Source organism: Pseudoalteromonas sp. CF6-2 (assembly GCF_021729425.1).
GTDB lineage: Bacteria > Pseudomonadota > Gammaproteobacteria > Enterobacterales > Alteromonadaceae > Pseudoalteromonas > Pseudoalteromonas arabiensis.
Genome location: NZ_CP091443.1, coordinates 234020 through 258893, shown reverse-complemented (window position 1 = coordinate 258893; position 24874 = coordinate 234020). Strand labels below are relative to the sequence as shown.

21 protein-coding genes are annotated in these 24874 nt (G+C 41.0%); 16 read left to right on the top strand and 5 right to left on the bottom strand.

Annotated elements, in window-relative coordinates; genetic code table 11:
- Position 1: 1 nt before the first annotated feature.
- From L3Q70_RS17855 to L3Q70_RS17835, 5 genes are all read left to right on the top strand, one after another.
- Positions 2–1741 (top strand): ATP-binding protein, encoded by a 1740-nt coding sequence (locus L3Q70_RS17855; RefSeq protein ID WP_237115616.1) that lies wholly within the window; start codon positions 2–4, stop codon positions 1739–1741.
- Positions 1738–3108: a sigma-54 dependent transcriptional regulator gene (locus tag L3Q70_RS17850; protein ID WP_062567964.1), complete on the top strand. Its 1371-nt coding sequence runs from the start codon at positions 1738–1740 to the stop codon at positions 3106–3108. The genes L3Q70_RS17855 and L3Q70_RS17850 overlap by 4 nt, the downstream gene beginning before the upstream one ends.
- A 185-nt stretch (positions 3109–3293) precedes the next feature.
- The gene (locus tag L3Q70_RS17845; protein ID WP_237115615.1) at positions 3294–4253 is read left to right on the top strand and encodes a porin; all 960 of its coding nucleotides are present in this window, start codon (positions 3294–3296) and stop codon (positions 4251–4253) included.
- 56 nt (positions 4254–4309) lie between these two features.
- On the top strand, positions 4310–5740 hold the full coding sequence (locus L3Q70_RS17840) for an SLC13 family permease (RefSeq protein WP_267145292.1): 1431 nt from the start codon (positions 4310–4312) through the stop codon (positions 5738–5740).
- Positions 5741–5886: 146 nt separating this feature from the next.
- Positions 5887–7284 carry a coniferyl aldehyde dehydrogenase gene (locus L3Q70_RS17835; RefSeq protein ID WP_237115702.1) on the top strand — a complete coding sequence of 466 codons (1398 nt, stop codon included), beginning with the start codon at positions 5887–5889 and terminating at the stop codon, positions 7282–7284.
- Between the two features lie 16 nt (positions 7285–7300).
- On the opposite strand, the gene L3Q70_RS17830 is transcribed toward L3Q70_RS17835, so the two are convergent.
- Positions 7301–8026, bottom strand: coding sequence for a tetratricopeptide repeat protein (locus tag L3Q70_RS17830; protein WP_062567961.1), 726 nt, complete (start codon positions 8024–8026; stop codon positions 7301–7303).
- 536 nt (positions 8027–8562) lie between these two features.
- On the opposite strand from L3Q70_RS17830, the gene L3Q70_RS17825 reads away from it, so the two are divergent.
- Together L3Q70_RS17825 and L3Q70_RS17820 are read left to right on the top strand one after the other, a co-directional pair.
- A complete protein-coding gene (locus L3Q70_RS17825; protein ID WP_062567960.1) occupies positions 8563–9408 on the top strand; it encodes a DUF6279 family lipoprotein in 846 nt (281 codons plus the stop codon).
- A gap of 220 nt (positions 9409–9628) precedes the next feature.
- Positions 9629–10684 carry a GGDEF domain-containing protein gene (locus L3Q70_RS17820; RefSeq protein ID WP_237115614.1) on the top strand — a complete coding sequence of 352 codons (1056 nt, stop codon included), beginning with the start codon at positions 9629–9631 and terminating at the stop codon, positions 10682–10684.
- 4 nt (positions 10685–10688) lie between these two features.
- Here L3Q70_RS17820 and L3Q70_RS17815 read toward each other — a convergent pair whose 3' ends face one another.
- Entirely contained in the window at positions 10689–11639 is a 951-nt protein-coding gene (locus L3Q70_RS17815) for a LysR family transcriptional regulator (protein WP_237115613.1), read from the bottom strand.
- Positions 11640–11757: 118 nt separating this feature from the next.
- On the opposite strand from L3Q70_RS17815, the gene L3Q70_RS17810 reads away from it, so the two are divergent.
- The 7 genes from L3Q70_RS17810 (at position 11758) to ppiC (ending at position 19946) form a co-directional block, all read left to right on the top strand.
- Positions 11758–12924: an efflux RND transporter periplasmic adaptor subunit gene (locus L3Q70_RS17810; protein WP_237115612.1), complete on the top strand. Its 1167-nt coding sequence runs from the start codon at positions 11758–11760 to the stop codon at positions 12922–12924.
- 6 nt (positions 12925–12930) lie between these two features.
- Positions 12931–16077 carry a multidrug efflux RND transporter permease subunit gene (locus tag L3Q70_RS17805; protein WP_237115611.1) on the top strand — a complete coding sequence of 1049 codons (3147 nt, stop codon included), beginning with the start codon at positions 12931–12933 and terminating at the stop codon, positions 16075–16077.
- The gene (locus tag L3Q70_RS17800) at positions 16070–17476 is read left to right on the top strand and encodes a TolC family protein (RefSeq protein WP_237115701.1); all 1407 of its coding nucleotides are present in this window, start codon (positions 16070–16072) and stop codon (positions 17474–17476) included. Before L3Q70_RS17805 ends, L3Q70_RS17800 begins: the two co-directional genes overlap by 8 nt.
- A 13-nt stretch (positions 17477–17489) precedes the next feature.
- The gene (locus L3Q70_RS17795) at positions 17490–18512 is read left to right on the top strand and encodes a zinc-binding dehydrogenase (protein WP_237115610.1); all 1023 of its coding nucleotides are present in this window, start codon (positions 17490–17492) and stop codon (positions 18510–18512) included.
- A gap of 2 nt (positions 18513–18514) precedes the next feature.
- On the top strand, positions 18515–18913 hold the full coding sequence (locus L3Q70_RS17790) for a DCC1-like thiol-disulfide oxidoreductase family protein (RefSeq protein ID WP_346657791.1): 399 nt from the start codon (positions 18515–18517) through the stop codon (positions 18911–18913).
- Between the two features lie 58 nt (positions 18914–18971).
- Positions 18972–19604: a lysoplasmalogenase gene (locus tag L3Q70_RS17785; protein WP_237115609.1), complete on the top strand. Its 633-nt coding sequence runs from the start codon at positions 18972–18974 to the stop codon at positions 19602–19604.
- 63 nt (positions 19605–19667) lie between these two features.
- Positions 19668–19946 (top strand): peptidylprolyl isomerase PpiC, encoded by a 279-nt coding sequence (ppiC, locus tag L3Q70_RS17780; protein ID WP_055021968.1) that lies wholly within the window; start codon positions 19668–19670, stop codon positions 19944–19946.
- A gap of 64 nt (positions 19947–20010) precedes the next feature.
- On the opposite strand, the gene L3Q70_RS17775 is transcribed toward ppiC, so the two are convergent.
- Positions 20011–20604: a hypothetical protein gene (locus L3Q70_RS17775; RefSeq protein WP_237115608.1), complete on the bottom strand. Its 594-nt coding sequence runs from the start codon at positions 20602–20604 to the stop codon at positions 20011–20013.
- A gap of 485 nt (positions 20605–21089) precedes the next feature.
- On the opposite strand from L3Q70_RS17775, the gene L3Q70_RS17770 reads away from it, so the two are divergent.
- Positions 21090–21557, top strand: coding sequence for a hypothetical protein (locus L3Q70_RS17770; protein ID WP_237115607.1), 468 nt, complete (start codon positions 21090–21092; stop codon positions 21555–21557).
- Positions 21558–21585: 28 nt separating this feature from the next.
- Positions 21586–21807, top strand: a complete 222-nt coding sequence (locus tag L3Q70_RS17765) for a hypothetical protein (RefSeq protein ID WP_237115606.1) — start codon at positions 21586–21588, stop codon at positions 21805–21807.
- Positions 21808–22017: 210 nt separating this feature from the next.
- Here the strand turns inward: L3Q70_RS17765 and L3Q70_RS17760 are convergent, their stop codons facing one another.
- Positions 22018–23424: a TIGR00366 family protein gene (locus tag L3Q70_RS17760; protein WP_237115605.1), complete on the bottom strand. Its 1407-nt coding sequence runs from the start codon at positions 23422–23424 to the stop codon at positions 22018–22020.
- A gap of 161 nt (positions 23425–23585) precedes the next feature.
- Positions 23586–24806 (bottom strand): Xaa-Pro peptidase family protein, encoded by a 1221-nt coding sequence (locus tag L3Q70_RS17755; RefSeq protein WP_237115604.1) that lies wholly within the window; start codon positions 24804–24806, stop codon positions 23586–23588.
- Positions 24807–24874: the final 68 nt, after the last annotated feature.

The window sequence follows — 24874 nt, the reverse complement described above, 5'->3', positions numbered from 1 at the left end:
AATGTCATCGTTAAGTAAAAAATTAGTGGGCGCTGTTGCGCTGTTGGTGTGCTTGTTAGTACTTGTTTTTTACTTTGGTAGACAACACGATTTTGATAAAGCCAAGCAGCAAAGTGCTGTTCAAGCCTCACAATTAAGCCATTACTTTTCAAGTGAACTGGCTCGCTTTGCAACGATTCCCTCTCTTGTTAGCGCAAATAACTTAGTTAAATCGTTTGTTTCGAATAAAAAAATTGGCGAGCAAGCGGTTAATTATTACCTCGAAGATATTCAAAAAGCCAGCGGAGCCTCTGATGTTTATTTAATGGACTTAACAGGCTCAGTCATCGCAAGTAGTAATTGGCAAGTTGACTATACCTTTTTAGGAAGTAACTTTGCGTTTAGGCCGTACTTTTATTTAGCTAAAAACAAACAAAAAGTAGCCTACTTTGCCCTTGGAATGCGTTCCAGTGAACGAGGCTTTTATTTTTCGGAACCTGTGATTGAAGATGGCAAAGTCATTGCCGTTGTCAGTTTAAAAGTCAATGCAAAAAAGTTTGAACAAGACCGCCAACTATTAAATACATCTCAAAGCACACATTTTTATATTTCCTTGCCCGATAGCGTCATTGTAATGTCAGATGTGGCAAGTTGGCGTTTGACTTCGTTGAACAGGTTAAATGAACAGGCGATGGCGAATCTCATTGATTCAAGACGGTATTTATCACACATTCCCAAAAGATTAGCTTATTCAGGGCAAGCGCTTAGCGAAAATATTGCATTACAGCGAATTGTACTTAACGACAAACATGCAAGCTTTGTTGCTGCATCCCAAAATATCGATATTATCCAAGCAAAAGCGACTGTATTGGTTGATATAAGCCATTTATCAGCCGCACAAATCCCCAGACTTTTATGGTTTTGTTTATTTTATGTTGTACTTGCAGCGTTAATTCATATGTCGATGGTGAGGTTTGCAGGTTATAAGAAGTTACTTTTTTCTCGTCATAGCTTGGAGCAAGAAGTCATTGAACGAACCCAAGCATTAGAGAAAGCGCAAAAGGCGCTTATTCAAACGGCTAAGCTTGCTACGATAGGGCAGTTAAGTGCAGGCATAAACCATGAGATAAACCAGCCACTTAGCGCAATGAGCACTTATTTAGTCAGTGCCAAGCGGCTGCTTGGAAAAGGCGATATAGCGCGGGCTGGCGAAAACCTCGTTTTAGTTCAGTCATTAATTGAGCGCGTACATAAAATTGTGGCACAACTTAAGCACTTTAGTAAGCCATCACAGACTCAGTTACGCCAACATAGCCTCGCCCAGATGTTAAAAAATGCCTTGATGATCGCCAGCGCGCAACTTAAGCAAGACGCCGTTACTATTAAAAACGCAAACATAGATGAGCACATTAGCGTTTTGGTCGATAGCGTTAAGTTCGAGCAAGTTTTGGTGAACGTAATAACCAATGCCAGTCAAGCTATGTCTGAGTGTGAACAGCGAGAGTTAAGTTTCGAATTGGAGTTATTTGATAATCGTGTGAAATTATCAATATTAGATACGGGGCCAGGGATTGATCAGCATGCTTTAGGCAATATTTTTGAGCCATTTTACAGCACCAAGACGAGTAATGGTTTAGGGCTGGGTTTATCAATTTCACGGCAAATTATCGACTCATTTAATGGCCGCTTAAGTGCTCATAACCGGCCTGCTGGTGGTGCCCAATTTATTATTACATTGCAAACGAATAAGGAAACACAATGAGCTTAGTTACGGGGGCTTGTAAGCAAGTCATTGTTATTGATGATGAGGCCATGATTCGAGATTCATTAAAGCAACTACTGGAAATTGAAGGCTATCAAGTGCAATGTTTTAATGAACCTGTGAGTGCTTTAACAAAGTTAAGTCGCCGCTTTGAGGGAGTTGTTTTAAGTGACATTAATATGCCGAAAATGGACGGTTTGGCTTTTCTTGAACAAGTAAGGGCATTTGACAGCGAATTACCCGTTATCTTTTTAACGGGTTATGCTGATGTCTCTGTTGCTGTAAAAGCAATGCAACTTGGCGCCTATGACTTATTTGAAAAGCCACTCACGGAGCAACTGCTTGACTGTATTGCTAGAGCCTGTGAAAAGCGTGCTTTAGTGATGGAAAATCGCGCATTAAAACTTGCAGTCGAAAAAACATCCGCGCCAGGTGTGCGTATTTTAGGTGAAACCGAACAAATGCAGCAAATGATGCATTTACTTAATGCCGTGATTGATACACCCGCAGATGTATTAATAGAGGGAGAAACAGGAACAGGGAAAGAGCTTGTGGCCCGTTACTTACATGATCAAAGTAATCGTTCTAGTGCTAATTTTGTTGCTATTAACTGTGGTGCTATTCCAGAGCAATTAATCGAGAGTGAGTTATTTGGTGCAGCCAGTGGCGCGTACACAGGCGCGACTCAGTCTCGCCAAGGTAAGTTTGAATTTGCTAAAGGTGGCACTGTTTTTTTAGATGAAATCGAATCAACACCGGCAAGCTTACAAGTTAAATTACTTCGTGTTCTTGAAGAAAGGAAAGTGACTCCGGTTGGTGATAATCATGCAATCGATCTTGATGTGCGTATTGTCGCAGCAACCAAAGTTGATTTGTTAAAACTGGTTGAAACAGGCGATTTTAGAGCCGATTTATATTATCGCTTAAATTTAGTTAAAGTGAGTATTCCAGCTCTTAGGGATAGAAAGGCCGATATTCCATTATTGTTTAAGCACTTTAGCTCGATTGCTGCGACACGGTTTCATAAGCCGCCCGCACCACTTAGCACCGAGGCTAAACAGCGGCTGCTCGCTTATGATTGGCCAGGGAATGTTCGAGAACTTAGAAACCAAGCTGAACGTGCAGTGTTACTCGGCTCTGATTTAGCATTTGCCTCTTATAATCAAAATAATAATGATAATGAACTCGCACAAGATTTAAGCTTAGCGGAAAAAGTCAGTTTTTATGAACAATCATTAATTGAAGATGCGCTAGAGCGAAACAACGCGAGTATCAAAAATACCATGGCAACCTTGCAGATTGCGCGCAAAACTCTTTATGACAAGATGGCAAAATATGGAATCAACCGCGATATGTTTAAAGATTAGTGTGGGTTTGGTGACAAATAAGCGTTTTAATTGTGTGGGAAACCGCACATTTTTCGTCTTTTAAATTGATTAAATAGTGACACTGCACTGTTATAAAAGGTATTTAATTTAATAATTTGAGTTGGCAACCAATTTGCCTCTGTTGTTAGGAACAACAATTTGAACCTAATAACAGGGGGCACATAATGACAACAATATTAACTCAAACAAAAACACACCTTGCGGCGGGTGTAGCAATAGCCTGTTTTGCCAGCTCAGCATTTGCCGCTGATTATGCAATATACGGTAAAGCGGAAGTCCAAATAGCAAACACTGATACTGGTGTTATGCGATACGTCGATGAAGGTACTCAAATTGAAGCACCATTTTCTCGAATTGGTATTAAAGGTAGTCATAAACTAACAGAATCCCTGAAAGCAGTTTTCAAATATGAAGTACAAGTAAAGGGTTTTGAGCATGATGATACTGACGAACCATTTTCAGCGCGTAATACCTACTTAGGTCTTGCAGGTAATTTTGGTGAAGTGGTTGTTGGTCGTAATGATACTCGTTTTAAATACTCAGAAGGTAAAATAGACGGTTTTAACGAAACCCAAGCAGATATCGCACAGCTCATTCCAGGTCAAGATCGTATTGGCGACACAATTACCTACAGTTCTAAGACCTATGGTGGTGCATCTTTAGCACTTACTTATGCACCTAAAGATGATAGCAGTAATGATGAGGCTGGTTTTGCTGCAACTATTATTTATGGTGACCGTGCATTAAAATCAAAAACATACTATGTTGCTATAAGCCATGTTGATGCGTTAAATAAATTAACGGCAAGTCGAGTTGTTGCAACTTGGAAGTATGACAATTTGCAACTGGGCGGCTTATTTCAACGCAGTGAATCTACCGATGGCATAAAAGAAGGGAATGGTTATGCACTCAGTGCTAGTTACACCATTGATAAGTGGGTACCAAAGCTTCAATACGTGAAAGATGACTCTAAAATCCGTCATGCAGAAGAGGGCAAGCAATGGACAGCGGGACTTGACTACGTATTTGATAAACAAACTACGGCTTACTTATTTTACACTGATTTAGATCTTGAACTTGAATCAGACAACAGTATTGCGCTTGGTCTTAAATACAAGTTCTAGGAGTTAGTATGTCATTAGTTAATCAAACAAAAGATGGTACACAGCCACGCCCATTAATGAGCACAGTAATGTTATTACTAGGCCCATTGGTGATGCTGTTAACGTGCTTTATTGAGCCACCTGCTGGTATGAGTGTACCAGCTTTAAGAACGGCAGGCCTTGCTTTTTGGATGGCTTCTTGGTGGGTGAGTGAGGTTGTGCCAATTCCCGCAACATCTTTATTGCCTCTTGTTATATCTCCTCTTGCTGATATTGCTGCAATCAAAGGCGTCGCAGCACCTTATGCACACCCTTTGATCTTTTTATTCTTAGGCGGCTTTTTGATCTCAATCGCGATGGAGCGTTGGGGTCTACATAAGCGTATTGCACTTAACACTATGCTTCGTGCAGGGACTAAGCCAAGTCTACAAATTTTAGCCATGATGTTAGTAACGGCTTTCTTATCAATGTGGATGTCTAATACAGCGACAGCAGTGATGATGTTACCGATTGCGATGTCGATTACTATGTTGGTTAAGCAGTCAAACCCAGAAAATGACCAATTTGGTAAAGCATTATTATTATCCATCGCTTATGGTGCAAGTATTGGTGGTATTGCAACACTTATTGGTACCCCGCCAAATGCATTAATGGCTGCCTATTTGTCAGACAGCTACAAGATAGATATTGGCTTTGCCGAGTGGATGAAAGTCGGTGTACCCCTTGCGACCTTTATGCTTATTTTATGCTGGGTGTGGTTGACTAAATTTGCCTATAAAGTAGATACACAATGTGCAAAAGCGGCCAGTAAGGACACTAAATCACTCTTTTTGTCTCAGCTTCAAGAGCTGGGAGCAATGCAGCGTGCAGAGAAGGGCGTTGCCCTGGTATTTGCTTTAGCAGCTATTTGCTGGATCTTCAGACCTTTGATCGCTGATTACTCAGGATTAAATGTATCAGACACTGGGATTGCTATTGCAGCTGCGCTGCTGTTATTCGTACTACCTGCTAATAAAGGCGACGGTGAGCGTATCCTTGATTGGGAAAGTGCAGCGAAAGTACCGTGGGGTGTTTTATTACTGTTCGGTGGTGGTTTAACATTGGCGGCACAAATAAAGTCATCAGGCTTAGCTGAATACATAGCGCATATGATTGAAGGTGCTAGTGCTATACCTCTGGTACTGAGCGTATTAGCTGTAACCGCGTTAATTACTTTCTTAACAGAGATTACCAGCAATACGGCCACAGCTGCAGGCTTCTTGCCACTGTTAGGCCCGGTTGCTGAATCAGTATTTGGTACGCCACTTGTTTGGGTTATTCCTGCGGCAATTGCGTGTAGTTGTGCATTTATGATGCCTGTAGCAACGCCACCAAATGCCATTGTGTTTGGCTCTGGGCAAATTCAAATGCGTGACATGATCCGCTCTGGTTTTGCACTGAATATTATCGCCATCGCGATGATCACTATAGTGACAATGACCCTTGTAGCTGCTGTTTTCGGCTTCTGATCAGTCAGCGTTTAAACCAACCATCCAACCAATCAACAGCACCCAACTGGGTGCTGTTTTTCAATGTGTAATATTGCCCACAGAATTATAGAAGGTTATAGTCTGAACTTAATCTTTTAAGGGGTTCAATTTTGACGAATACTCAAATGGGGTTGATTAATCAATTCGAGCAGCTGAATAACGCTTTTTTATCTCAACCTTTCCTGCCAATACAGACACGTATAAACCTCTTAAAAACGATTAAAAAGAGGTTGATTGAGAATGAGCAACAGCTTGTTGCTGCTGTGAGTAAAGACTTTGGCTATCGAACAAGTTTTGATACTGTACTCGGAGATTTACTCCCGACAGTTAAAGCTATTTCTGATACCATAAAGCGTTTACCCAAGTGGACACGTAACGAATCTCGCTCTGTTGGGATCAGCTTATGGCCTTCACATGCCCACATCCAATATCAACCTAAAGGGGTTGTGGGTGTTATAGCGCCTTGGAATTACCCTATTCAGTTATCCCTTGTGCCTGTTATTAGCGCTTTAGCGGCTGGTAATCGGGTTATGCTAAAACTCAGCGAGTTTACCCCTCATACCAATGCGCAGTTAACAGAAATATTCAAAGATGAGCTTGCAAACCATTGTGTTGTCATCGAAGGGGGCCCTGACATTGCCGCCGCATTTAGTGACATACCGTTTGCACATCTGCTGTTCACGGGGTCAACCTCGGTTGGTCGTAAAGTGATGCAATCGGCAAGTCAGCACTTAACCCCTGTGACCCTTGAACTAGGAGGTAAATCTCCCGTTGTTGTGCTTGATGATGTGAATATTAAAGCCGTTGCTCGCACATTATTATTTGGCAAACTTAATAATGCAGGTCAAATATGTGTTGCACCTGATTATGTATTTGTTCCAAAAAACCTAGAGCACCAACTTATTCAGCAGCTTTGTGAGCTTTATAAACAACATTATCAGCAAGGTGTTGAAGGAAAAAACCTAACCTCGATAATCTCTAGCGCACATTATGAACGACTATCTGGCTATGTAGAAGACGCACAGTCAAAGGACGCACAATTGTTTACAGCTTATGAAGAGAATACAGCTGACGAACTCAAGCACCGAATGGGTTTGCATATTCTCACTCAAGTAAGTGATGATATGAAAGTCATGCAAGAGGAAATTTTCGGACCGATATTACCAATTATGAGCTATGACTCTCTTAGTCAAGTAACCACTTATATTAATAGTCGTCCGCATCCACTTGCTTTGTATATTTTTGGTCATGACTCGACTGTAATTTCTGATCTTAGTGCGGCAATTCGAAGTGGCACACTTGCGATTAATGATGTTTTGATGCAGGTAACAGCGGATCAACTTCCGTTCGGCGGTATTGGGGAGTCTGGAATGGGGCATTATCATGGCATAGAGGGGTTTAAGACTTTTAGCCACGCTCGTAATACACTGGTGTCAGGGAAGTTTAATCCGCGTACATCAATGCTTTTAAAACAAAATAAATTATTAATTAAGCTATTAAAATGGATGTACTTGCGCCAGTAGACGCAAGTACCTGACACTACAGGCGGCCATCAGGCGCATAAAGACCTGCCTGAATTTTAGCGTAAATAGCATCAGCCTTTTCTTTAGCTGCTTCAATCTCTGCCGGCATCATGTTTCGCTCGTCTAGTTTACGACTATGACTTGCATCCATATTGCCGTTGTATTCAGCAATTGTATTCCAGATATATGATTTTTCTAGGTTCTTAGGGACGCCTAAGCCATCATAATACATCAGTGCCATATTAAACTGCGCCAACGAAAAGTTATTTGCGGCTGCTTTTTGATACCAACTCATGGCAGTACGGTAATCTTGTAATACACCTTCGCCATTCGCGTACATCACACCTAAATTGTACTGTGCTGCGGGGTGATTCTTTTGTGCCGCCATTTCAAAAAGTGAAATTGCTTTTTCTTTATCGAGCTTTACACCTTTGCCTTCTTGGTAGAGTACGCCAAGGGCAAACATAGAATCAGCATGAATTTTCTTAACCGCTTTTTGATACAACTCAGCGGCCTTATGGTAGTCACGTCTAACACCAAAACCACCTTCATATAACTTACCAAGTTCATACATAGCAGGGGCATAACCTCTATCAGCCATGTAATTATACGTTTGAAGAGCCTCTTCAAATCGCCCCTCGTTCGCAGCTAATTGGGCGTCTTCGAAACTAGCACTTGTTGCTAAAGGTGAAATAATGAGAGCACTACAAAGTATGAGTGATTTTAAATTAGGCTTGAACATAGTCGGCCTCCAAATGAGTTTAAATATCAACTTTTATTGATAATTGCATTGCCATCGTAGTAAAGGGCGAAACATCACTTTTAGTTTAGACCTAACCACCTCAATTGCCTAATTTAACAGCAATGGCAAGCTTTAAAAATTCTAAGTAGGCCTAAGATACAGATTTTACAGAAAAATTAAAGAAATAAAAAAAGCCCATTGCGGGCTTTTTCGTGTCATATCTACCGTCACCGATATGAGCAATGTAGCAAGTAAAGTGTAACGTTTTATGTCGATGCTTGGGTCGAGGAAGCAACTTACAATCAAGTGTTACAGCTTGAACAAACTTGGCGAGTCAATACCAATCCTTTATAGACATTGATTTTGCTGTGAGAACTTCGAAGTGAGCCAAGTTGTTGATAATGATTGTTACTTAGATTTAAGTGTTCGTCAATAGTTAAATGACAATTAATTTCATTTAGACTGAGTGAATAATATTTACACAGCTCGTTAACTTGCTAAAGTGCTAATTAAGAACAAAGTTTAGAAAAAGCCCTATGAAAAATTTATTAAAAAATCTCATTATCTTATGTTTGGTTATGGGCACGTTAGGTTGCTCCCCAAGCTTCACATACAACAATCTTGGCTGGTTATCAGGTTTTTGGATTGATGATTATGTTGACCTAAACTCCGAGCAGTCAGACAAGTTTAAGCAAATAGTTAAAACTAGTCGAGATTGGCACAGGGAAACTCAGTTGCCTTTATACAAAAAAGATTTAGAGAGTTTAAAGGCGATGCTTGATGTTGATGTTAATCAACAACAGTTAAAAAAGCATTTCCTGCAAGCTAAACAACATTGGCAAACGTTAGTCGAAAAGCTTGAACCTGATCTGATCAATTTAGCAAACTCGCTGTCGATAGAACAGCGCACTGAATTTGTTGCTGCTATCCAAGCATCCATTGACGATGAGTACGAAGAATATCAAAAGAAAACACCTGCTGAACATAAAAAGAAACGTTTAGAGGAGGAGCTTGAAAATTATAAAGAATGGCTCGGAACACTGTCCAATGAACAAAAAGAGCTAATTGAAACAGCGACCAACGATCGAATTGAAACCTCGTTACTCTGGCTTGAGTATAAGCAAACACGTTTGGATGCACTAAAAAAACTCTTTACAGCAGAGAGTAAACCAGAAGATTTTGACCAAGCCCTAGCGGTGATAATTAATAACCGTAGCCTGTATATGAGTGAAGCGCTAATTAAGGCTGATGATGAAAATCTTGATAATTATGTGAAGCTGCTTGTTGCATTAAAGGCCACTCTCACAGCGAAGCAACGACGTAACATTGATGAAGAGTTTGATGAGTTAATTGAAGAAGTGAGCGATTTAATTGATGATTAAACCTTCATTGCATCCAGTTAAAGTAGTTTAGTGTTTACTGGCAAACCTATTTAGTGAGCTGATGCAACAAGGAATGCCATAAATATTTGCTAAGCTATTCGGTAGCTCTTTTTCATAATCATCACTCTTTATTGACTAGTTGATGGTATAGATTATTGCAATAAATAAAAATGTTCCGAAAATACTGGTTTCGCGTTAAAATTAGCCAATCACACAGTTTATGAGATTAATAATGGATATTGGCGCATTGCGTGGCACTCAAGCTTTACGAAATAACGTTCTTAAATGGATGGGATTTTGTTTGGGGATCCTTGCAAGCATTTTCGCCTTTTTTAATCTATTTATGAACCACTTTTACTTTCTTGGTATTTTAGAAGTTGGTTTTGCGGTATTTTGTTTTCACACCTACCTGTACACGCGTAAACGCACAGCCCATTTATGGCAATCACTTAGCTTGTGTGTGTTCCTAACAATCCTAGTTACACTGGGTACTTACCTTAGTAATATTAAAAGCTTGTTGTTCATTTGGACATGCTCATTGCCAATTTTATTTTACTTGTTGCTAGGTAAACAATATGGCGTTGTATTTTCGCTCATAGTAGCAGTGGTTCAAGCCTTTATTCTCGGTACAAAGCAAAGCTTAGCGCCTTTACATACGGTTAATTTTCTACTTAATTTTTCGTTTACTTACATTAGTATTTGGGCTGTTTCTCATACGTTTGAAAATAGTCGGGCGGAGTACGGAAAACGACTGGAAAATCTAGCACTTTTAGACCCACTCACAGGGGCTGGTAACCGCTTAGCAATGACTCACTACTTTGAAGTGGACTTGGCTAATAAGCCTGGTACATATGTATTAATGATCGATATCGATTATTTTAAAAAAATAAACGATCAGTTTGGCCATGGAGTCGGTGACCGTGTGTTAATTAATGTTACGGCCTTTTTTGCTGAGCGAATCAATAAAAACGTTATCTTCCGTATTGGTGGAGAAGAGTTTGCTATATTCCTTCCCCACACCGATCCACAAAGCGCGTATGAGTTTGCGGACATGCTTAGAGAGAATTTATCGACAACTATCCACACTATTGATGAGCAAGCGATAAACCTAACAATTAGTATTGGTGTTGCTTGTTATATGCCAAACCAAACACTTAAAAACTTTATAAAACGTGCAGACGATGCACTGTATCAGGCAAAAAAGCAGGGGCGAAACAGGGTTGTAACGGCCTATGAGTTAAATCAGCAAGCCCCTAAGTGTGATAAAGCGAGTTAAGATTCTACGTACTGCCTTTGTACATGCTATCAAACTCTGGAATATTCGCTTCCCAGATAGGGATATCTTTACCGATGAATTCACGCATCGCATCAAAGAATAGCCGCGTTCTTACTGGCAAATCCCTGTGCGGGTAAACCGCGTATACAGCGCTGTAATCGAGTAATTCCATATCGGTCAAAATAGGCACTAAATCACCACGTTTTACTTCATCATCAAGAATAAATGCAGGTGCAAGCACATAAGCATTACCTGAGATGGCTTTCATTAAAAGTACTTCGGCATCGTTAGCGCGAAAGACACTTTTAATGTTTTGCTCAACAATATCACCATTGGCATCGCGATAGCGAATACCGCTAACGCGTTTACTTGGACTTGAATAGCTGGCAGCTGGCAGCTCTTTTAAATCCTCAACATGCTTTGGCATGCCGTAAGTTTCAATAAACTCAGGTGAGGCTAGTAGTAACATCCGGTTGCGGGCAATTTTCCGAGCTATAAATGATGAGTCTTTTGGCTCTCCCACACGAAAAGCCAAATCATAGCCTTCAGATACTAAATCAATCAGTCTATCGTCTAAACGAAGTTCAACTTCAACTTGCGGGAAGCGTTTTTGAAAGTCATTAATTACGGGCTGAATATACCGTTTGCCGATAATACTTGATGAAGTAATTTTTAATGTACCACGGGGTTCTTGGTGGTAATTCTCAGCAAGTCTGACGGTATCTGATAACAAATCTCTAAGTTCAGCTGCTTTTTTTACCATTTCAGCACCAGCGGCAGTCAACGAAAAAGAACGTGTTGTTCGATTGAGTAAGCGCACACCTAATTCATCTTCAAGACGGCTAATTTGTTTTGATATGACCGAACGGTCTATATTCCTAGACTCTGCGGCTTTTGCAAATGAGCCTCGTTCAATCACTTCAAGCAACATAAGTAAGCGGCTGGTGGTGTCCATAGCAGTTCCTTAAATTTCATTGGTGCCATTCTGGCATTAATGAATTTAAAAATCTATCATTTTTATCCGCTAATTAGTTCCGTAACATTGCCTCCAATCTATTAACAGGAGAGTCGTGATGAACAAATCTATTCTTGCAGTGGCGGTGACCATTGCGAGCTTAACGCTTGCAGGGTGCGGTACAGAAGCCAACCAAGCAGCGCAGCAACCCCATTTACAACCTATTGACGTAGCAAAAGTGCTTGTTAAACCAGTACAAAATTGGCACACCTATACTACGCGTTTAGAAGCGCCACAAGAAGTTGCACTTATGCCGCGTGTTTCGGGTGTTATCGATAAAATTAATTTTAAAGAAGGCGACAGCGTAAAAGAAGGGGATTTACTATTTACCCTTGATGCACGTCCTTTTGCAGCAGTGGTTGATAGCCTAAAAGCACAAATCGAAAGTGCTAAGGCTGCATTGGAGCAAGCTAAAAGCGAAGCTAAACGCGCAGAGCGTTTAACCGAGCGTAAAGCTATTTCAACTGAGCAAGCTGAGTCTCGTAAATCAACACTCAGACAACGCGAAGCGCAGCTACTAGCACTACAGGCCGAGCTTACAGCCGCTGAACTTGATTTAGAGTTTACCCAAGTACGTTCGCCAATTGATGGTGTGGTATCACGTGCCAATATAACTAAAGGTAACAACGTGCTTGCAGGTCAAAGCGTGTTAACAAGCATTGTATCAAACCAGCAAATGTATGCTTATTTCGATATTGATGAGCGCACCTGGAACCAGTCATTTGCTGATGTGACAGCGCAAAGTGAACAAGCGGTTGTGATGCAAAAGGTGGGTGAGTCTCGCTTTAACTTTAACGGCAAAATCAACTTCATTGATAACCAAATCAACCAAACTACCGGGACCCTTCGCGTGCGAGCTGTGTTTGCAAACGATGAGCATCAACTTCGCGCGGGGTCATTCGCTCGCATTAAGCTTGCAGCCAATAAGGTGAGTGAAAAAGTTATCGTGCCAGAGCGATCAATTGGCACAGATTTAAAAAATCGCTTTGTACTCACTGTGGGTGAGGGCAATGTTCTTGAATATAAATTAGTGACGGTAGGTGAGCGTTACGGCAGCTTACGAGCAATTACATCGGGTCTAAACGAAAACGATGTGATTGCTGTGAATGGCCCTGCGCGTGTTGGTCCTGGTATGCCAATTTCACCAAACACAGTAACCATTAATAGCGATGGTATTGCGTTCACTCTTTCAAATAATCATTCAGATTTGGTTGCTAAACAGTAGGGCAAAATGAAATTTTCACACTTTTTTATCCAGCGACCCATCTTTGCAGCGATGCTGTCGCTTATTTTTCTTATCGCAGGGGCAATCTCGTTATTTCAATTGCCGGTGAGTGAGTATCCAGAGGTGGTGCCGCCAACAGTTGTTGTAACGGCAAGTTACCCAGGTGCAAACCCGACGGTGATAGCTGAAACGGTGGCAACGCCGCTTGAGCAAGAAATCAATGGTACAGAAAACATGTTGTATATGTTTTCGCAAGCAACCAGTGATGGCCGTATGACGTTAACGGTAACCTTTGCGTTAGGCACTGATTTAGACCGTGCGCAAGTACAAGTGCAAAACCGTGTTAACAGTGCGCTACCACGCTTACCACAAGAAGTGCAGCGTTTAGGTGTTGTAGCAGAAAAATCATCACCAGATTTAACCATGGTGGTGCATTTGTACTCACCTGAAAAGACCCATGATACGACCTACTTAGCCAATTATGCTGACCTGTATATCAAAGACCAAATTGCGCGTCTTCCTGGGGTGGGGGATGTACGCATGTTTGGTGGTGGTCAATACTCAATGCGGGTATGGCTAAATCCAGATGCGCTATCGGCACGTGATTTAACAGCAATGGATGTGGTAAATGCATTGCGCGCGCAAAACCAACAGGTTGCTGCGGGTAGCTTAGGTGCACAACCTACGTCGAAAAGTAATCAATTTCAAATTCTGATGAATGTTAAAGGGCGCTTAAGCTCACAAGAAGAATTTGAAAATGTGATCATCAAAGTGGGTGAGCAAGGTCAGCTTACACGCCTAAGTGATGTTGCACGCCTTGAGTTAGGCCAAGATACGTATGCACTAAGAGCAATGCTAGATGGTCAACCAGCCTTGGCTATGCCTGTATTTCAACGCCCAGGTTCTAATGCGATTGAGCTTTCGGATCAAGTGCGTGAAACCATGAAAGAGCTATCAAAAGACTTTCCGGCAGGCGTTGAATACGACATAGTTTATGATCCAACCATTTTCGTACGCGGCTCTATCGATGCTGTTATCAAAACACTACTTGAAGCAATCGCGTTAGTAGTTATCGTTGTGGTGGTGTTTTTACAAACATGGCGTGCATCGGTTATCCCGCTTATTGCAGTACCCGTATCTTTGATTGGTACGTTTGCTGTTATGCAATGGCTTGGCGTTTCAATCAATACTTTATCGTTATTCGGCTTGGTGCTTGCCATTGGTATTGTTGTTGATGATGCCATTGTTGTAGTTGAAAACGTTGAACGTAATATCGAGCAGGGTTTATCACCACTTGAAGCAACCCGTGTCGCCATGACAGAAGTAACTGGGCCAATTATCGCTATTGCCTTAGTGCTGTGTGCGGTATTTATTCCGACGGCTTTCATTACGGGGTTATCTGGTCAATTTTATAAGCAATTTGCGTTAACTATTACTATTTCAACGGTTATCTCAGCGTTTAACTCGTTAACACTATCGCCTGCATTATCAGCGTTATTATTAAAAGGCCATGATGCAAAACCAGATCGCTTAACTAAGTTATTAAACCGTGTATTTGGCAACTGGCTATTTAAACCGTTTAACCGCTTGTTTGATAAAGGCGCAAATGGCTACGAAAAGCTGGTGCAAAAACTGATTCGTATGAGTGTGATTGTATTAGTTGCTTATGTTGCCCTTGTGGGTGGCACAGTTAAATTATTTGATGCTGTACCGGGTGGCTTTATTCCACAACAGGATAAACAATATTTAGTGGCTGTTGCACAGTTACCTGATGCGGCAAGCTTAGATAGAACCCAAGAAGTTGTGCAAGAAATGGAAAAAATTGCATTACAAGTACCGGGTGTTGCAAACACAGTATCGTTTCCTGGTTTATCGGTGAATGGTTTCACTAATAGTCCTAATAGCGGCATTGTATTTACTCCGCTTGCCCCTTTTGAAGAGCGTCAAGATCCGAGTATGTCGGCAATGGCGATTGCGGCGCAGTTAAATCAAAAGTTTGCGACTATTGATGAAGCGTTTGTTGCGGTATTTCCGCCACCGCCAATTCAAGGTTTAGGGACTACTGGTGGCTTTAAACTGCAAATTGAAGACCGTGCTAACAAAGGCTTTGAAGCACTCTTTAACAGCTTACAAGCAACCATTAATAAAGCGCAGCAAGACCCAGCATTAATGGGACTTTACTCAAGCTTTAGAATTCAAGTGCCACAAATGGATATCGATATCGACCGTGAGCAAGCGCTTATTCAAGGTATTTCACTTGATGAAGTATTCAATGCCTTACAAGTATACTTAGGTTCGATGTATGTGAATGACTTTAACTTGTTTGGTCGTACTTATCAGGTTAATGCACAAGCTGATGCTGATTATCGCCAAGATCCAGAGCAAATTTTGAATCTTAAAGTGCGTAACCGCATGGGTGAGATGGTGCCTCTTGGTTCTGTATTAACGGTCACGCCAACAACAGGACCAGATCGTGTAATGCACTATAACGGTTACCCTACAGCTGAACTAAATGGTAGCCCAGCGCCAGGTTATAGCTCTGACCAAGCACAGCATGCGATTGAAGCAATTCTTGCAGAAACATTACCTAATGGTATTGAGTTTGAGTGGACAGAAGTAACCTATCAGCAAATATTAGCAGGTAATACCATGGTGTATGTTTTCCCACTGGTAGTATTGCTTGTGTTTATGGTGCTCGCTGCTCAATACGAGAGCTTAAGATTACCACTTGCGATTATTCTGATAGTGCCTATGACGATTTTCTCTGCCTTGTTAGGTGTGTGGTTTGTCGGTGATGACAACAATATTTTTACGCAAATTGCATTAATTGTACTGGTTGCGCTAGCAAGTAAAAACGCCATCTTGATGGTTGAGTTTGCACGAGATCAGCATAAAACGGGAATGTCTCACCTTGAAGCCATAATTAAAGCGTGTCGCTTACGACTTCGCCCAATTTTAATGACATCAATTGCCTTTACAGCAGGTGTTGTACCCCTTGTTTTAGCAACAGGTGCAGGTGCTGAGATGCGTCATGCTATGGGTAACGCAGTGTTCTCAGGCATGATTGGTGTCACTGTGTTTGGCTTATTATTCACCCCAGTGTTTTATATGTTAGTAACGAAAAAATCGCAGAAGGAGCAAGATGATGCATAAGCCTCTTCATGCAATCTTTAAACAAGGCAAAGTTTTAAGTGCAATACTGTTAGCTGGCGTATTAGCTGGGTGCGCTCAAAGCGTCGATATGCAAGCGCAGCAAGTGAGCCTGACACAATTTGTAAGCGATACACAAATTGGTGAACAAAACCAAGGTGCGAGCGAAAATAACTGGTGGCGTCGTTTAGATTCAGCGCAGTTAAACAATTTAGTGACTGATGCATTAGCAATGAATCACGATTTAAAAACCAGTCAACTTCAACTGGATGCAGCCATTGCTCGTTTAGGTGCAGCCCGTGCGGATTATTATCCGCAGGGCAGCCTAAGCGTAGGCGCAGAGCGGAGCAGTTTAGATGGCGTAATTACGCGCCAATCAAACGCAGGGGTTAACGTAAACTGGCAGCTTGATTTGTTTGGCCGAATTACCGCGTTAGTCGATGCTGCCAATGCGGGGGCACTTAACCAAGCAGAGCAGCTCAGAGCATTACAGGTTGAAGTGGTTTCAGCCGTAGTGCAAGGCTATGTAAGCTATCAAGGTAATGTGCAAAAGCAAGCTATTATTGAGATGCAAATCGAGGCACTCGAGCAAAGTATTGATGTGCTCAAAGCCCGAGTAGAAGAGGGGGTTGCGAATGAGCTTGATCTTAACCGTACTCTTGCTCAGTTAAAGCAGCAACAAGCCCTTATTCCTGAGCTTAGTTATTTGCAATATCGCGACTTGGCAACCCTTGCGGTACTGACAGGGCGACTCGCAAGTGACATATCATTGATAGAAGAGCCTGAGTTATTAAGCCACGAATTTAGTGTGTCGTTTAATAAAGCCAGTGAAGCAATGGCACTGAGACCCGATATCACCAGTGCCTTGTATCAGTTTAGTCAGGCTTATTCACTGAGTGTTGCAGCTTCAAAAGCACTTTTGCCCGATATTAGTCTGGCAGGGTTTGCAGGCGTAGTGAGCTTAACTAGCAATGGCTTAGAAGATACCGTACAGCAATGGCAAGTGACGCCAAAAGTTGAATGGTCATTGCTGAGTTATCCTGCATTATTAGCTCAACGTGATGCGCAGCAATTTTTAAGTGAAGCGGCTTATAGTGATTACCAAAGTAAAGTGTTAAAAGCGATAAGCGACAGTGAACTTACGCTGCAAAGGTTAGTCAAACAAAGTGAGCAGTTAAACTTCGCTGACGAGCGTTTTAATTATGCGAATAAAGCATTTGGTCAAGCACAAGCAATGTACGAAGAAGGGCAAATTCCTTACTTAGAGTTGTTAGATGCTCGACAGGATGTTTTAATAGCGCAAGAAAATGCAGTTGATTCAACCATTGCTTCATTGCAGGCCAAAGTGAGCGCTTATCAAGCGTTTAATGGTCGCTGGAGCTTTGAACTAAACAACCTTTAACTCAGAGTATTAAATGTCACATATTCAAAAAAACACTGATCTTCCTTCAACAATGCGCGCACTAGCACTGCTTGAGCCTAATGACGCTATCGCGTTATCGGAGTTATCTGTGCCAGTCCCTTGCCCTGAAGGCAACGAGCTTTTGATCAAAGTTGAATATGTGGGCTTAAACCATGGGGATGCTAACTTTGCAAAGCAGGGGTTTTGCAAGTGGAGTTATCCCCATATACTTGGTCATGATGCTGTGGGTGTTGTGATTCATGCCAATAAAGGTGTGTTTCCTGGCGTAGGCGCACGTGTTGTGTGGCACGCTAGCCTTGGCGACCAAGGTGTATTATCTGAATACACAACAGTGCCAAACTATGCAGTGTCGGTTGTGCCAGATAACGTCTCACCGTGTGATGCTGCAACTTTACCGTGTTCAGGTATGACGGCATTAATTGCCCTTGATAAATTGCAGCTAAGCGAAGGGGATTCACTGTTTATTGATGCAGGCGCAGGGGGGGTAGGTCAGTTTGCTATTCAATTTGCTAAGCAACGTGGGGCAACAGTGTTTACCACTGCCAGCAAACACAATCATAAGTTACTTAAGCAATTAGGTGCTGATGTGGTTTTTGATTACAAAGACCCAAAACTTGAAGATAAAATTCGTCGTGAGCTTGGCCCCCAAGGTTTTGATGCCGTGCTTGACTGTATTGGTGGCGATACCACTATTCGTAACGTTGAGTTAATGCGTTTTTGTGGCCACATTGCGTGTTTAAATGAACTACCTAAATTTGAACAAGAACTTATGTTCAGGCGTGCTCCGAACATTGGCATTGTGTCTTTAGGCGGTGCGTGGCTTGCAAATAGCTTATGTGCTCAGCAAAGGCTGAGTTTTATGGGTAATTTATTACTTGATAATGCAGCCAGAGGCGAGATCAAATTGCCGCAAATTCATGCTGTAGATTTTACCGCTGAAGCTGTTTCAGCTGCATTAAATAAACAACTTGCTGGTGGCTTAACTGGCAAACAAGTTGTACAAGTCAGTGGTTAGGTTTGCGAACGAGTAACCCAATTATCTTGTTTGATGGTCAGTGCAACCTGTGCCATTTTTGTGTGCGCTTTATTCTTCGCTTTGATAAGCAAATAACCTTTAAGTTATGCCCCATGCAAAGTGATAAAGGTGAACGTTTATTAAAGGCGCATCAAGTTGACGATCCACTTTCCTCAATGTTAGTGATTGATAAAAATCAGCTATATAAACAAAGTGATGCTGTGTTATTTATTGCCACTAAATTAGGCTTTCCATTCTCTATGGCTAAAGTGCTTTATTTAATCCCAAAAGGCTTGCGTGATCGTTTTTATGATTGGGTAGGTCGTAACCGGTACCGATTTTTTGGAAAGCAAACACAGTGCAGATTGCTGACTGAAAAACAAAAACAGCATTTTCTATAAACTTTTTATTTAAAGCTTGCTATTGTCGTTATTGGGAACGAACAACAATAACAAAAAAATGAACATTCTCTATATACTCTTAGCAGCGTTTTACATCGCTCTATTGATGTTACAACCTGCGCTTCCACAAGCTGTTACTGCGCTATTAAAAGCAATGCCAATACTCTTTTTAATTGTGATGGTAGTTAAATATCGAGGGCAATTTCAAAGTCGTACTGTTATTACTTTATTATTAGCTCTTAGTTTTTCAGTGCTAGGGGATGTACTGCTAGCCCTTGATACAGGGCAACTGTTTATAGGCGGTTTAGCTGCATTCTTTGTTAGTCACTTATTTTACATCATCACAATGCTACCCGTTAAAAAGTACCGCACTGATGTGTTGCTACTTTATTTATTTTTAGCGATAGGGGTATTTTGCTTATTGTATCCCACTTTAAATGAAATGCTTATCCCTGTGATTTTCTATACGATTGTTTTGATGATAATGGCAAGCCTTACTTGGATGACAGATAAATCGAACGGCTTCTTAGTTTTAGGTGGGGCGGTTTTTGTTATATCTGACTCAATATTGGCTTTGAATCGTTTTTATATGCCCTTTTCTTACGCTGATATCGCAATTATGTGTAGTTATTATTTAGCACAATTTTGTTTAGTGAAAGGTTTTTTACAAGCTACAGACAAAAGCAAGTAAGCCTTGTGGCTGTACTAGCTTAGCCGTGATAAAATACGCGCGTTTAAATTTTTGAGATCTCCCATGGCAAATACAGCGCACGCACTGCACATTTTGGTTAAACACAAAGAACAAGCTGAAGACATTATCAAGCAACTTAAAAAGGGTGCTAAATTTCAGACTTTAGCTAAGAAACATTCAACCTGTCCGTCGGGTAAAAAAGGCGGCGACCTAGGTGAATTTAGACGTGGTCAAATGGTGCCACAGTTTGACAAAGTAGCATTCAGCGGCGAAATCTTAGAGCCACATCTAGTGAAAACGCGCTTTGGTTGGCACGTAATTAAAGTGCTGTATAGAACGTAAAGTTTAAAGCTTTAGGTTTTATGCATTTAAGCAGGCTGTTCTTGTTACGTTTAAAGTGGCTTTGTTAGGTTTTGTGGGCTAGCACAAGGATGTCGGGGCTATTAATAAACTCCCAAGCTAATTGCCTCAGAAGGCATGGCCACATTTCACTAAAGTTACTTTGGATTTCACTCCCGAGTTGAATGCTAATACCAGCTTCACCTTCTTGTAGTTTTTGATACTTTTGAGGAAGTTTATCTACATGAGCTCCCCCATCTTTATTTGCTGCAATTAAAACAAAATCTTTCCTAGTAAAAGCTCCTAGTTCAGGCATTGCAAACACAACTTCGTTCCACCATTCGTCAACACTAATTTCTTTGTCATAATGTATCCTATGTAAGTTTGGAACGAGACGATTTATATTTCCGGTGGACATAATTCCAGTTAAAGAAAACCCAAAGCTTTTCACTCCGTCAAAAAATGCAGAAGTAGATCTAATTTTTAAGATTTCTTTTTTTTCCATTAATTTAAGCAGAGAAGTAGAGTTTTTCGTATCGTGTACTAATACCCTTAAACAAGTAGCTATCCTAACAGCCTCATTTGTTTTTCCGAGATCAAACAGTGCAGATGAGTTTTCAATAAATTCGTATTGCTTTTTAAAGTGATGGGACAATGTCATAAGAAACCTAACAGCTTTATCAGGGGACATTTTCTCTATTTTTACGGGAAACGTCCTTATTTCATGAGCTTCTATTATTAGCAAATAGTGTTATTTATTGCCAGCTATAAATATTATATTTACTGTGGGTTATTTCACTATGTAAAAAAGGGTTTGTAGCTTAGCTAGTGTTATGTATGCTTTCCCTGCATTACTTAACGCTTATTATGTATTAAATTTTCATTAATAAGCAATTATATTTTCAATGCTTTAGTCAATCTATTAAATATATTATTGACCCGCCCTAGTTTGTATGGTAATCAGTTTGAACAGAGTGAAAACAGTTGGCCATCGCTTCGCGATTAAAGCTAACCATTTTTTATCCGCTTAACGAGTGTTTAGCTCTACTAGGGACGGTATAAGTATTATTTAGTGTCTAATAAATACTAAAATTTTAGCTGCAGCGCTAAGTATCATGCTCATGATAAATGTAAAAAGGAGATAACATGGAAAGTACTACATTGTTAAAGGATATTTTGTTAGATAAGGGACAAATCCATAAATATTACGAGGGAATGGTTCCTGTAAATTTATGGAGAGGGTTAAATGTCAAAAAAAATATGGAGTTATTCGAATTAATTGAAGACGACGTTATTTTATCAAACGGTCGTCCGAGACCTGCGGATATTAGTGTAATCGGTGAAGGTGCAAACGCTAAGATTAATGTTAAAGAAAGTCCTAGAGGCATAAGTACATTTGATAAGCCTGGTATTCCTCAAGGCCCTAATTGGGAACACTATAGAATATCTGCTGGGACACCCTTACCAAAGGGGTTAGCTATTATAAAAGATAACTACAACTCAAGGTTAGGCGCCTATCATTATACAATCGCCCCAGCATATAATATGCCTTTAACTGTATTTAAACTTTTACTTAATCAGTTGGCAAAATCAGTTGTTAAAGAGGTTGCATAAGATGAAAATACCTAAAGCATATGTTCCAATGCTTTTATCTGCGATACGAGATTCTGTTTTATATAACGAGCAATTATTAAAAAGTGAAACTCTACGTGACCGTGATGATTATGAAGAGCATTATGTTCATCTAACTCAGTTCTTCGAATATTTAAAAGAAGAGTATGTACTTAATGAAGAACAATACGGTTTAAAACTAGAGCAGATTCTCCCAGAAGAAGTGCCTAACCAGCAAGTTAGTAAGGACTAAAATAGTTGGTTGCTGTTGACAAGGTGATAGTTACTCAATGGAGTGTATGGATATAAATTGGGTTAAAATTTTTGATGGTGGTTGTTTATATTGAAAAATTTAGCTTACAGTTATGGGCTCTCCAAAGAATCTATACACCTGCTCGCAGCATTTCCTCTAGTCAATACACAACAAAAAAGCGCCTAGGGCGCTTTTTTAAAATCAACTAAGTTAATTTAGTGTGGGCTGCACATCTAAGCCATAGCCAAACATTACAGCTAATACTAATACAACTGACGCTGCGACCATCAGTTTAATCAGCAGTGGTAAACAGAATCTGAACCAATGTCCGTAAGGCACACCTGCCATACCTAAAATACCCATAAGTACGGCGTTGGTCGGAATGATCATATTGGAAAAGCCATCACCAAATTGATAAGCAAGCACGGCAACTTGTCTTGGTACACCCACTAAATCACCCAGCGGGGCCATGAGTGGCATGGTGACATAAGCTTGCCCTGAACCAGAAGGAATAAAGGTATTAAGCAGGGTTTGAATAACCAACATGCCAATTGCAGATATTTCTGCTGATACATAAGATAGCGGTAACGACATGCCATGTACCAAGCTATGGAGGATTTGACCGTCTTCTAAAATAAGTGCGATACCGCGTGCTACACCGATTAAGACTGCGGTTGTAACAAGATCAGACACGCCCTCTATAAATTTGTTTGCTGCTTCATCAGCAGAGAGTTTGCCTAAAATGGCGACAACCACACCCCAAGCAATAAAAACACCGCCTAGTTCGTATAAGTACCAGCCCTTAGTTGCGATGCCCCATACTGCAATTGCAAGGGTAATAATAAAGCTGCCTAAAATAAGTTTATGGCGCAGGGCAAGTGCTGGGTAACTGGTGGCTGTTTGATTTTCAAGTGGGCAAGGTACGCCAATCATCATTGATTTAGAGGGATCATTCGCTACCTTTTTGGTGTATTGCCAAACATGATGAAAACCTATTAGCACAAATGGAATAAATATAGCTAAACGTAACCACAACCCAGAATAAACTGGAATACCTGCAATTTGCTGTGCGATTAATACCGTAAATGGGTTAAATGCCGATACACCGTAACCAATACCATAACCTGCGACTATCATACCTACAGCGGTCATAGCATCTAAGCGCATTGCTTTACAAAGCGCGACGAGAATAATAACAAAGGGAATGTATTCACCGGCGGTACCAATACTGCTTGATGCTAAAGCAAAGCAAAATACCACCATAAAGATTAATCGTTGCGGCTTTTTACCGTGGCGCTCTAAAAGCCTACCAATAAGTGCATCGACTGTACCTGTGGCACGTGCAACAGCTAATACGCCGCCAACAATTAACACAAAGAAAATAACATCTTGAGCAGCAGCAAACGCGCGGGGGATGGCTTGTAATAAATCCCAGGGGGTTAAGTAATGGCGCTCAGCAACCGTTTGATAAGTGCCAGCAACGACCATTTCGCGACCAGATTCACTGAGTGTTGTGGTGAAAAAACCTTGTGGTACTAGCCAAGTAGCAATAAGTGCAATGACCATCATACTTAGCAGTAAGATAAGCGTATGCGGGACTTTAAAACGTAAACCCATTTATTCTCCGTAATTATATGTGGTATTTAGGTTAAATTCTTAAAATCATAACATAATAAAAGCGGTTAGGTTGTCTCTAAAATGTTCACACTGTTAAAGAATGTAATAATTCAGATACAAAAAAAGGCCAGAACACTGGCCTTTTAAAAGTTATTTTAATTTTATTTAGTCAAACCAAACGGATCGTCAATACTATGAGCGGGCTCGGTAAACCAACGCGGGCCTTCGTCTGTCATATAAAAGTGATCTTCTAGGCGAATACCAAACTCATCCGGTATTACAAGCATAGGCTCATTACTAAAACACATGCCTGCAGCGAGTGGGGTAGGGTTACCACCGACCAGGTATGGCCATTCATGAATGTCTAAACCAATGCCATGGCCGGTTCTATGTGGACAGCCAGGTGTTTGATACTCTGGCCCCATGCCATTTTCGGCTAGGTACTGTCTTGCTGCATCATCTACTTTGCTACATGGTTCACCAATTTTTGCGGCAGCAAAAGCGGCAAGTTGGGCATTTTTCTCGTGTTGCCAAAACATACGTTGACGTTCGTTGGCTTCACCAAATACATACGTACGGGTAATGTCAGAGAGGTAATCATGTATTTTACAGCCAGTATCAATCAGTACCACATCACCTTTTTTGAGGGTTTGCGGATTTTTAACGCCATGCGGGAAAGATGACGCAACACCAAACAGCACAATACAAAAATAGTTACCTGGTGCACCGACCTTTTGGTGGGCTTTTTTAATAAAGGCTTCGACTTCTGTGGTGGTAATGCCTTCATAAAGCATACTTGCCGTTGCTTTGTGTACTTCTAAAGTCATATCCATAGCACGTTGCATTAAGGCAAGTTCATTAGCCGATTTATGCATGCGGCAGTGAGCTGTTACGCACTGTGCGTTAACAATGTTGTAATCGCTGTTCGCTTTATTAATGCCATCGTAGATGAAAAACTGTGCGCTTTCATCAATACCAAGGGTGCCGTCTTTGCTAATACCCATTTCTGAAAGTACATCAACACACAACTGGTATGGGTTTTCGTGCTCTTGCCAGCCACGAATTGGGCCATCAATCACCATGAAATCGTTTAAGCTGCCGATTTCAAAAAACGGCGCTATGTATTGCACATCACCTTTAGCCGGTAAAATAGCACCCACTAAGCGCTCACTTGCGTACCAACGCATACCCGTAAAGTAGGCTAGGTTAGTACCTGCATTTAAATAAATTGCATCAATATTATTTGCTTGCATATACGCTTGTGCTTTTGCGATACGCGCATGAAATTCGTCATTTTGAATAGGGGTTAAATCTGTTGTCATATCTGACAAAGAGTCAAGCGCCTGCTCTGGCGTTTGTGTGCCAATACCGTATGTTGTCATCGTGTACTCCTTGGTTTTTTGTGCATTGTGGCTTGAGTAAACACTTGATGCAAACTCACTGCGACTAA

Coding starts and splice junctions, on each gene's coding strand:
- L3Q70_RS17855 (WP_237115616.1), top strand. CDS start 2: ATGTCATCGTTAAGTAAAAAATTAGTGGGCGCTGTTGCGCTGTTGGTG.
- L3Q70_RS17800 (WP_237115701.1), top strand. CDS start 16,070: ATGCATAAGCCTCTTCATGCAATCTTTAAACAAGGCAAAGTTTTAAGT.
- L3Q70_RS17840 (WP_267145292.1), top strand. CDS start 4,310: ATGAGCACAGTAATGTTATTACTAGGCCCATTGGTGATGCTGTTAACG.
- L3Q70_RS17810 (WP_237115612.1), top strand. CDS start 11,758: ATGAACAAATCTATTCTTGCAGTGGCGGTGACCATTGCGAGCTTAACG.
- L3Q70_RS17755 (WP_237115604.1), bottom strand. CDS start 24,806: ATGACAACATACGGTATTGGCACACAAACGCCAGAGCAGGCGCTTGAC.
- L3Q70_RS17835 (WP_237115702.1), top strand. CDS start 5,887: ATGGGGTTGATTAATCAATTCGAGCAGCTGAATAACGCTTTTTTATCT.
- L3Q70_RS17765 (WP_237115606.1), top strand. CDS start 21,586: ATGCTTTTATCTGCGATACGAGATTCTGTTTTATATAACGAGCAATTA.
- L3Q70_RS17775 (WP_237115608.1), bottom strand. CDS start 20,604: ATGACATTGTCCCATCACTTTAAAAAGCAATACGAATTTATTGAAAAC.
- ppiC (WP_055021968.1), top strand. CDS start 19,668: ATGGCAAATACAGCGCACGCACTGCACATTTTGGTTAAACACAAAGAA.
- L3Q70_RS17760 (WP_237115605.1), bottom strand. CDS start 23,424: ATGGGTTTACGTTTTAAAGTCCCGCATACGCTTATCTTACTGCTAAGT.
- L3Q70_RS17830 (WP_062567961.1), bottom strand. CDS start 8,026: ATGTTCAAGCCTAATTTAAAATCACTCATACTTTGTAGTGCTCTCATT.
- L3Q70_RS17850 (WP_062567964.1), top strand. CDS start 1,738: ATGAGCTTAGTTACGGGGGCTTGTAAGCAAGTCATTGTTATTGATGAT.
- L3Q70_RS17825 (WP_062567960.1), top strand. CDS start 8,563: ATGAAAAATTTATTAAAAAATCTCATTATCTTATGTTTGGTTATGGGC.
- L3Q70_RS17795 (WP_237115610.1), top strand. CDS start 17,490: ATGTCACATATTCAAAAAAACACTGATCTTCCTTCAACAATGCGCGCA.
- L3Q70_RS17815 (WP_237115613.1), bottom strand. CDS start 11,639: ATGGACACCACCAGCCGCTTACTTATGTTGCTTGAAGTGATTGAACGA.
- L3Q70_RS17845 (WP_237115615.1), top strand. CDS start 3,294: ATGACAACAATATTAACTCAAACAAAAACACACCTTGCGGCGGGTGTA.
- L3Q70_RS17770 (WP_237115607.1), top strand. CDS start 21,090: ATGGAAAGTACTACATTGTTAAAGGATATTTTGTTAGATAAGGGACAA.
- L3Q70_RS17785 (WP_237115609.1), top strand. CDS start 18,972: ATGAACATTCTCTATATACTCTTAGCAGCGTTTTACATCGCTCTATTG.
- L3Q70_RS17820 (WP_237115614.1), top strand. CDS start 9,629: ATGAGATTAATAATGGATATTGGCGCATTGCGTGGCACTCAAGCTTTA.
- L3Q70_RS17805 (WP_237115611.1), top strand. CDS start 12,931: ATGAAATTTTCACACTTTTTTATCCAGCGACCCATCTTTGCAGCGATG.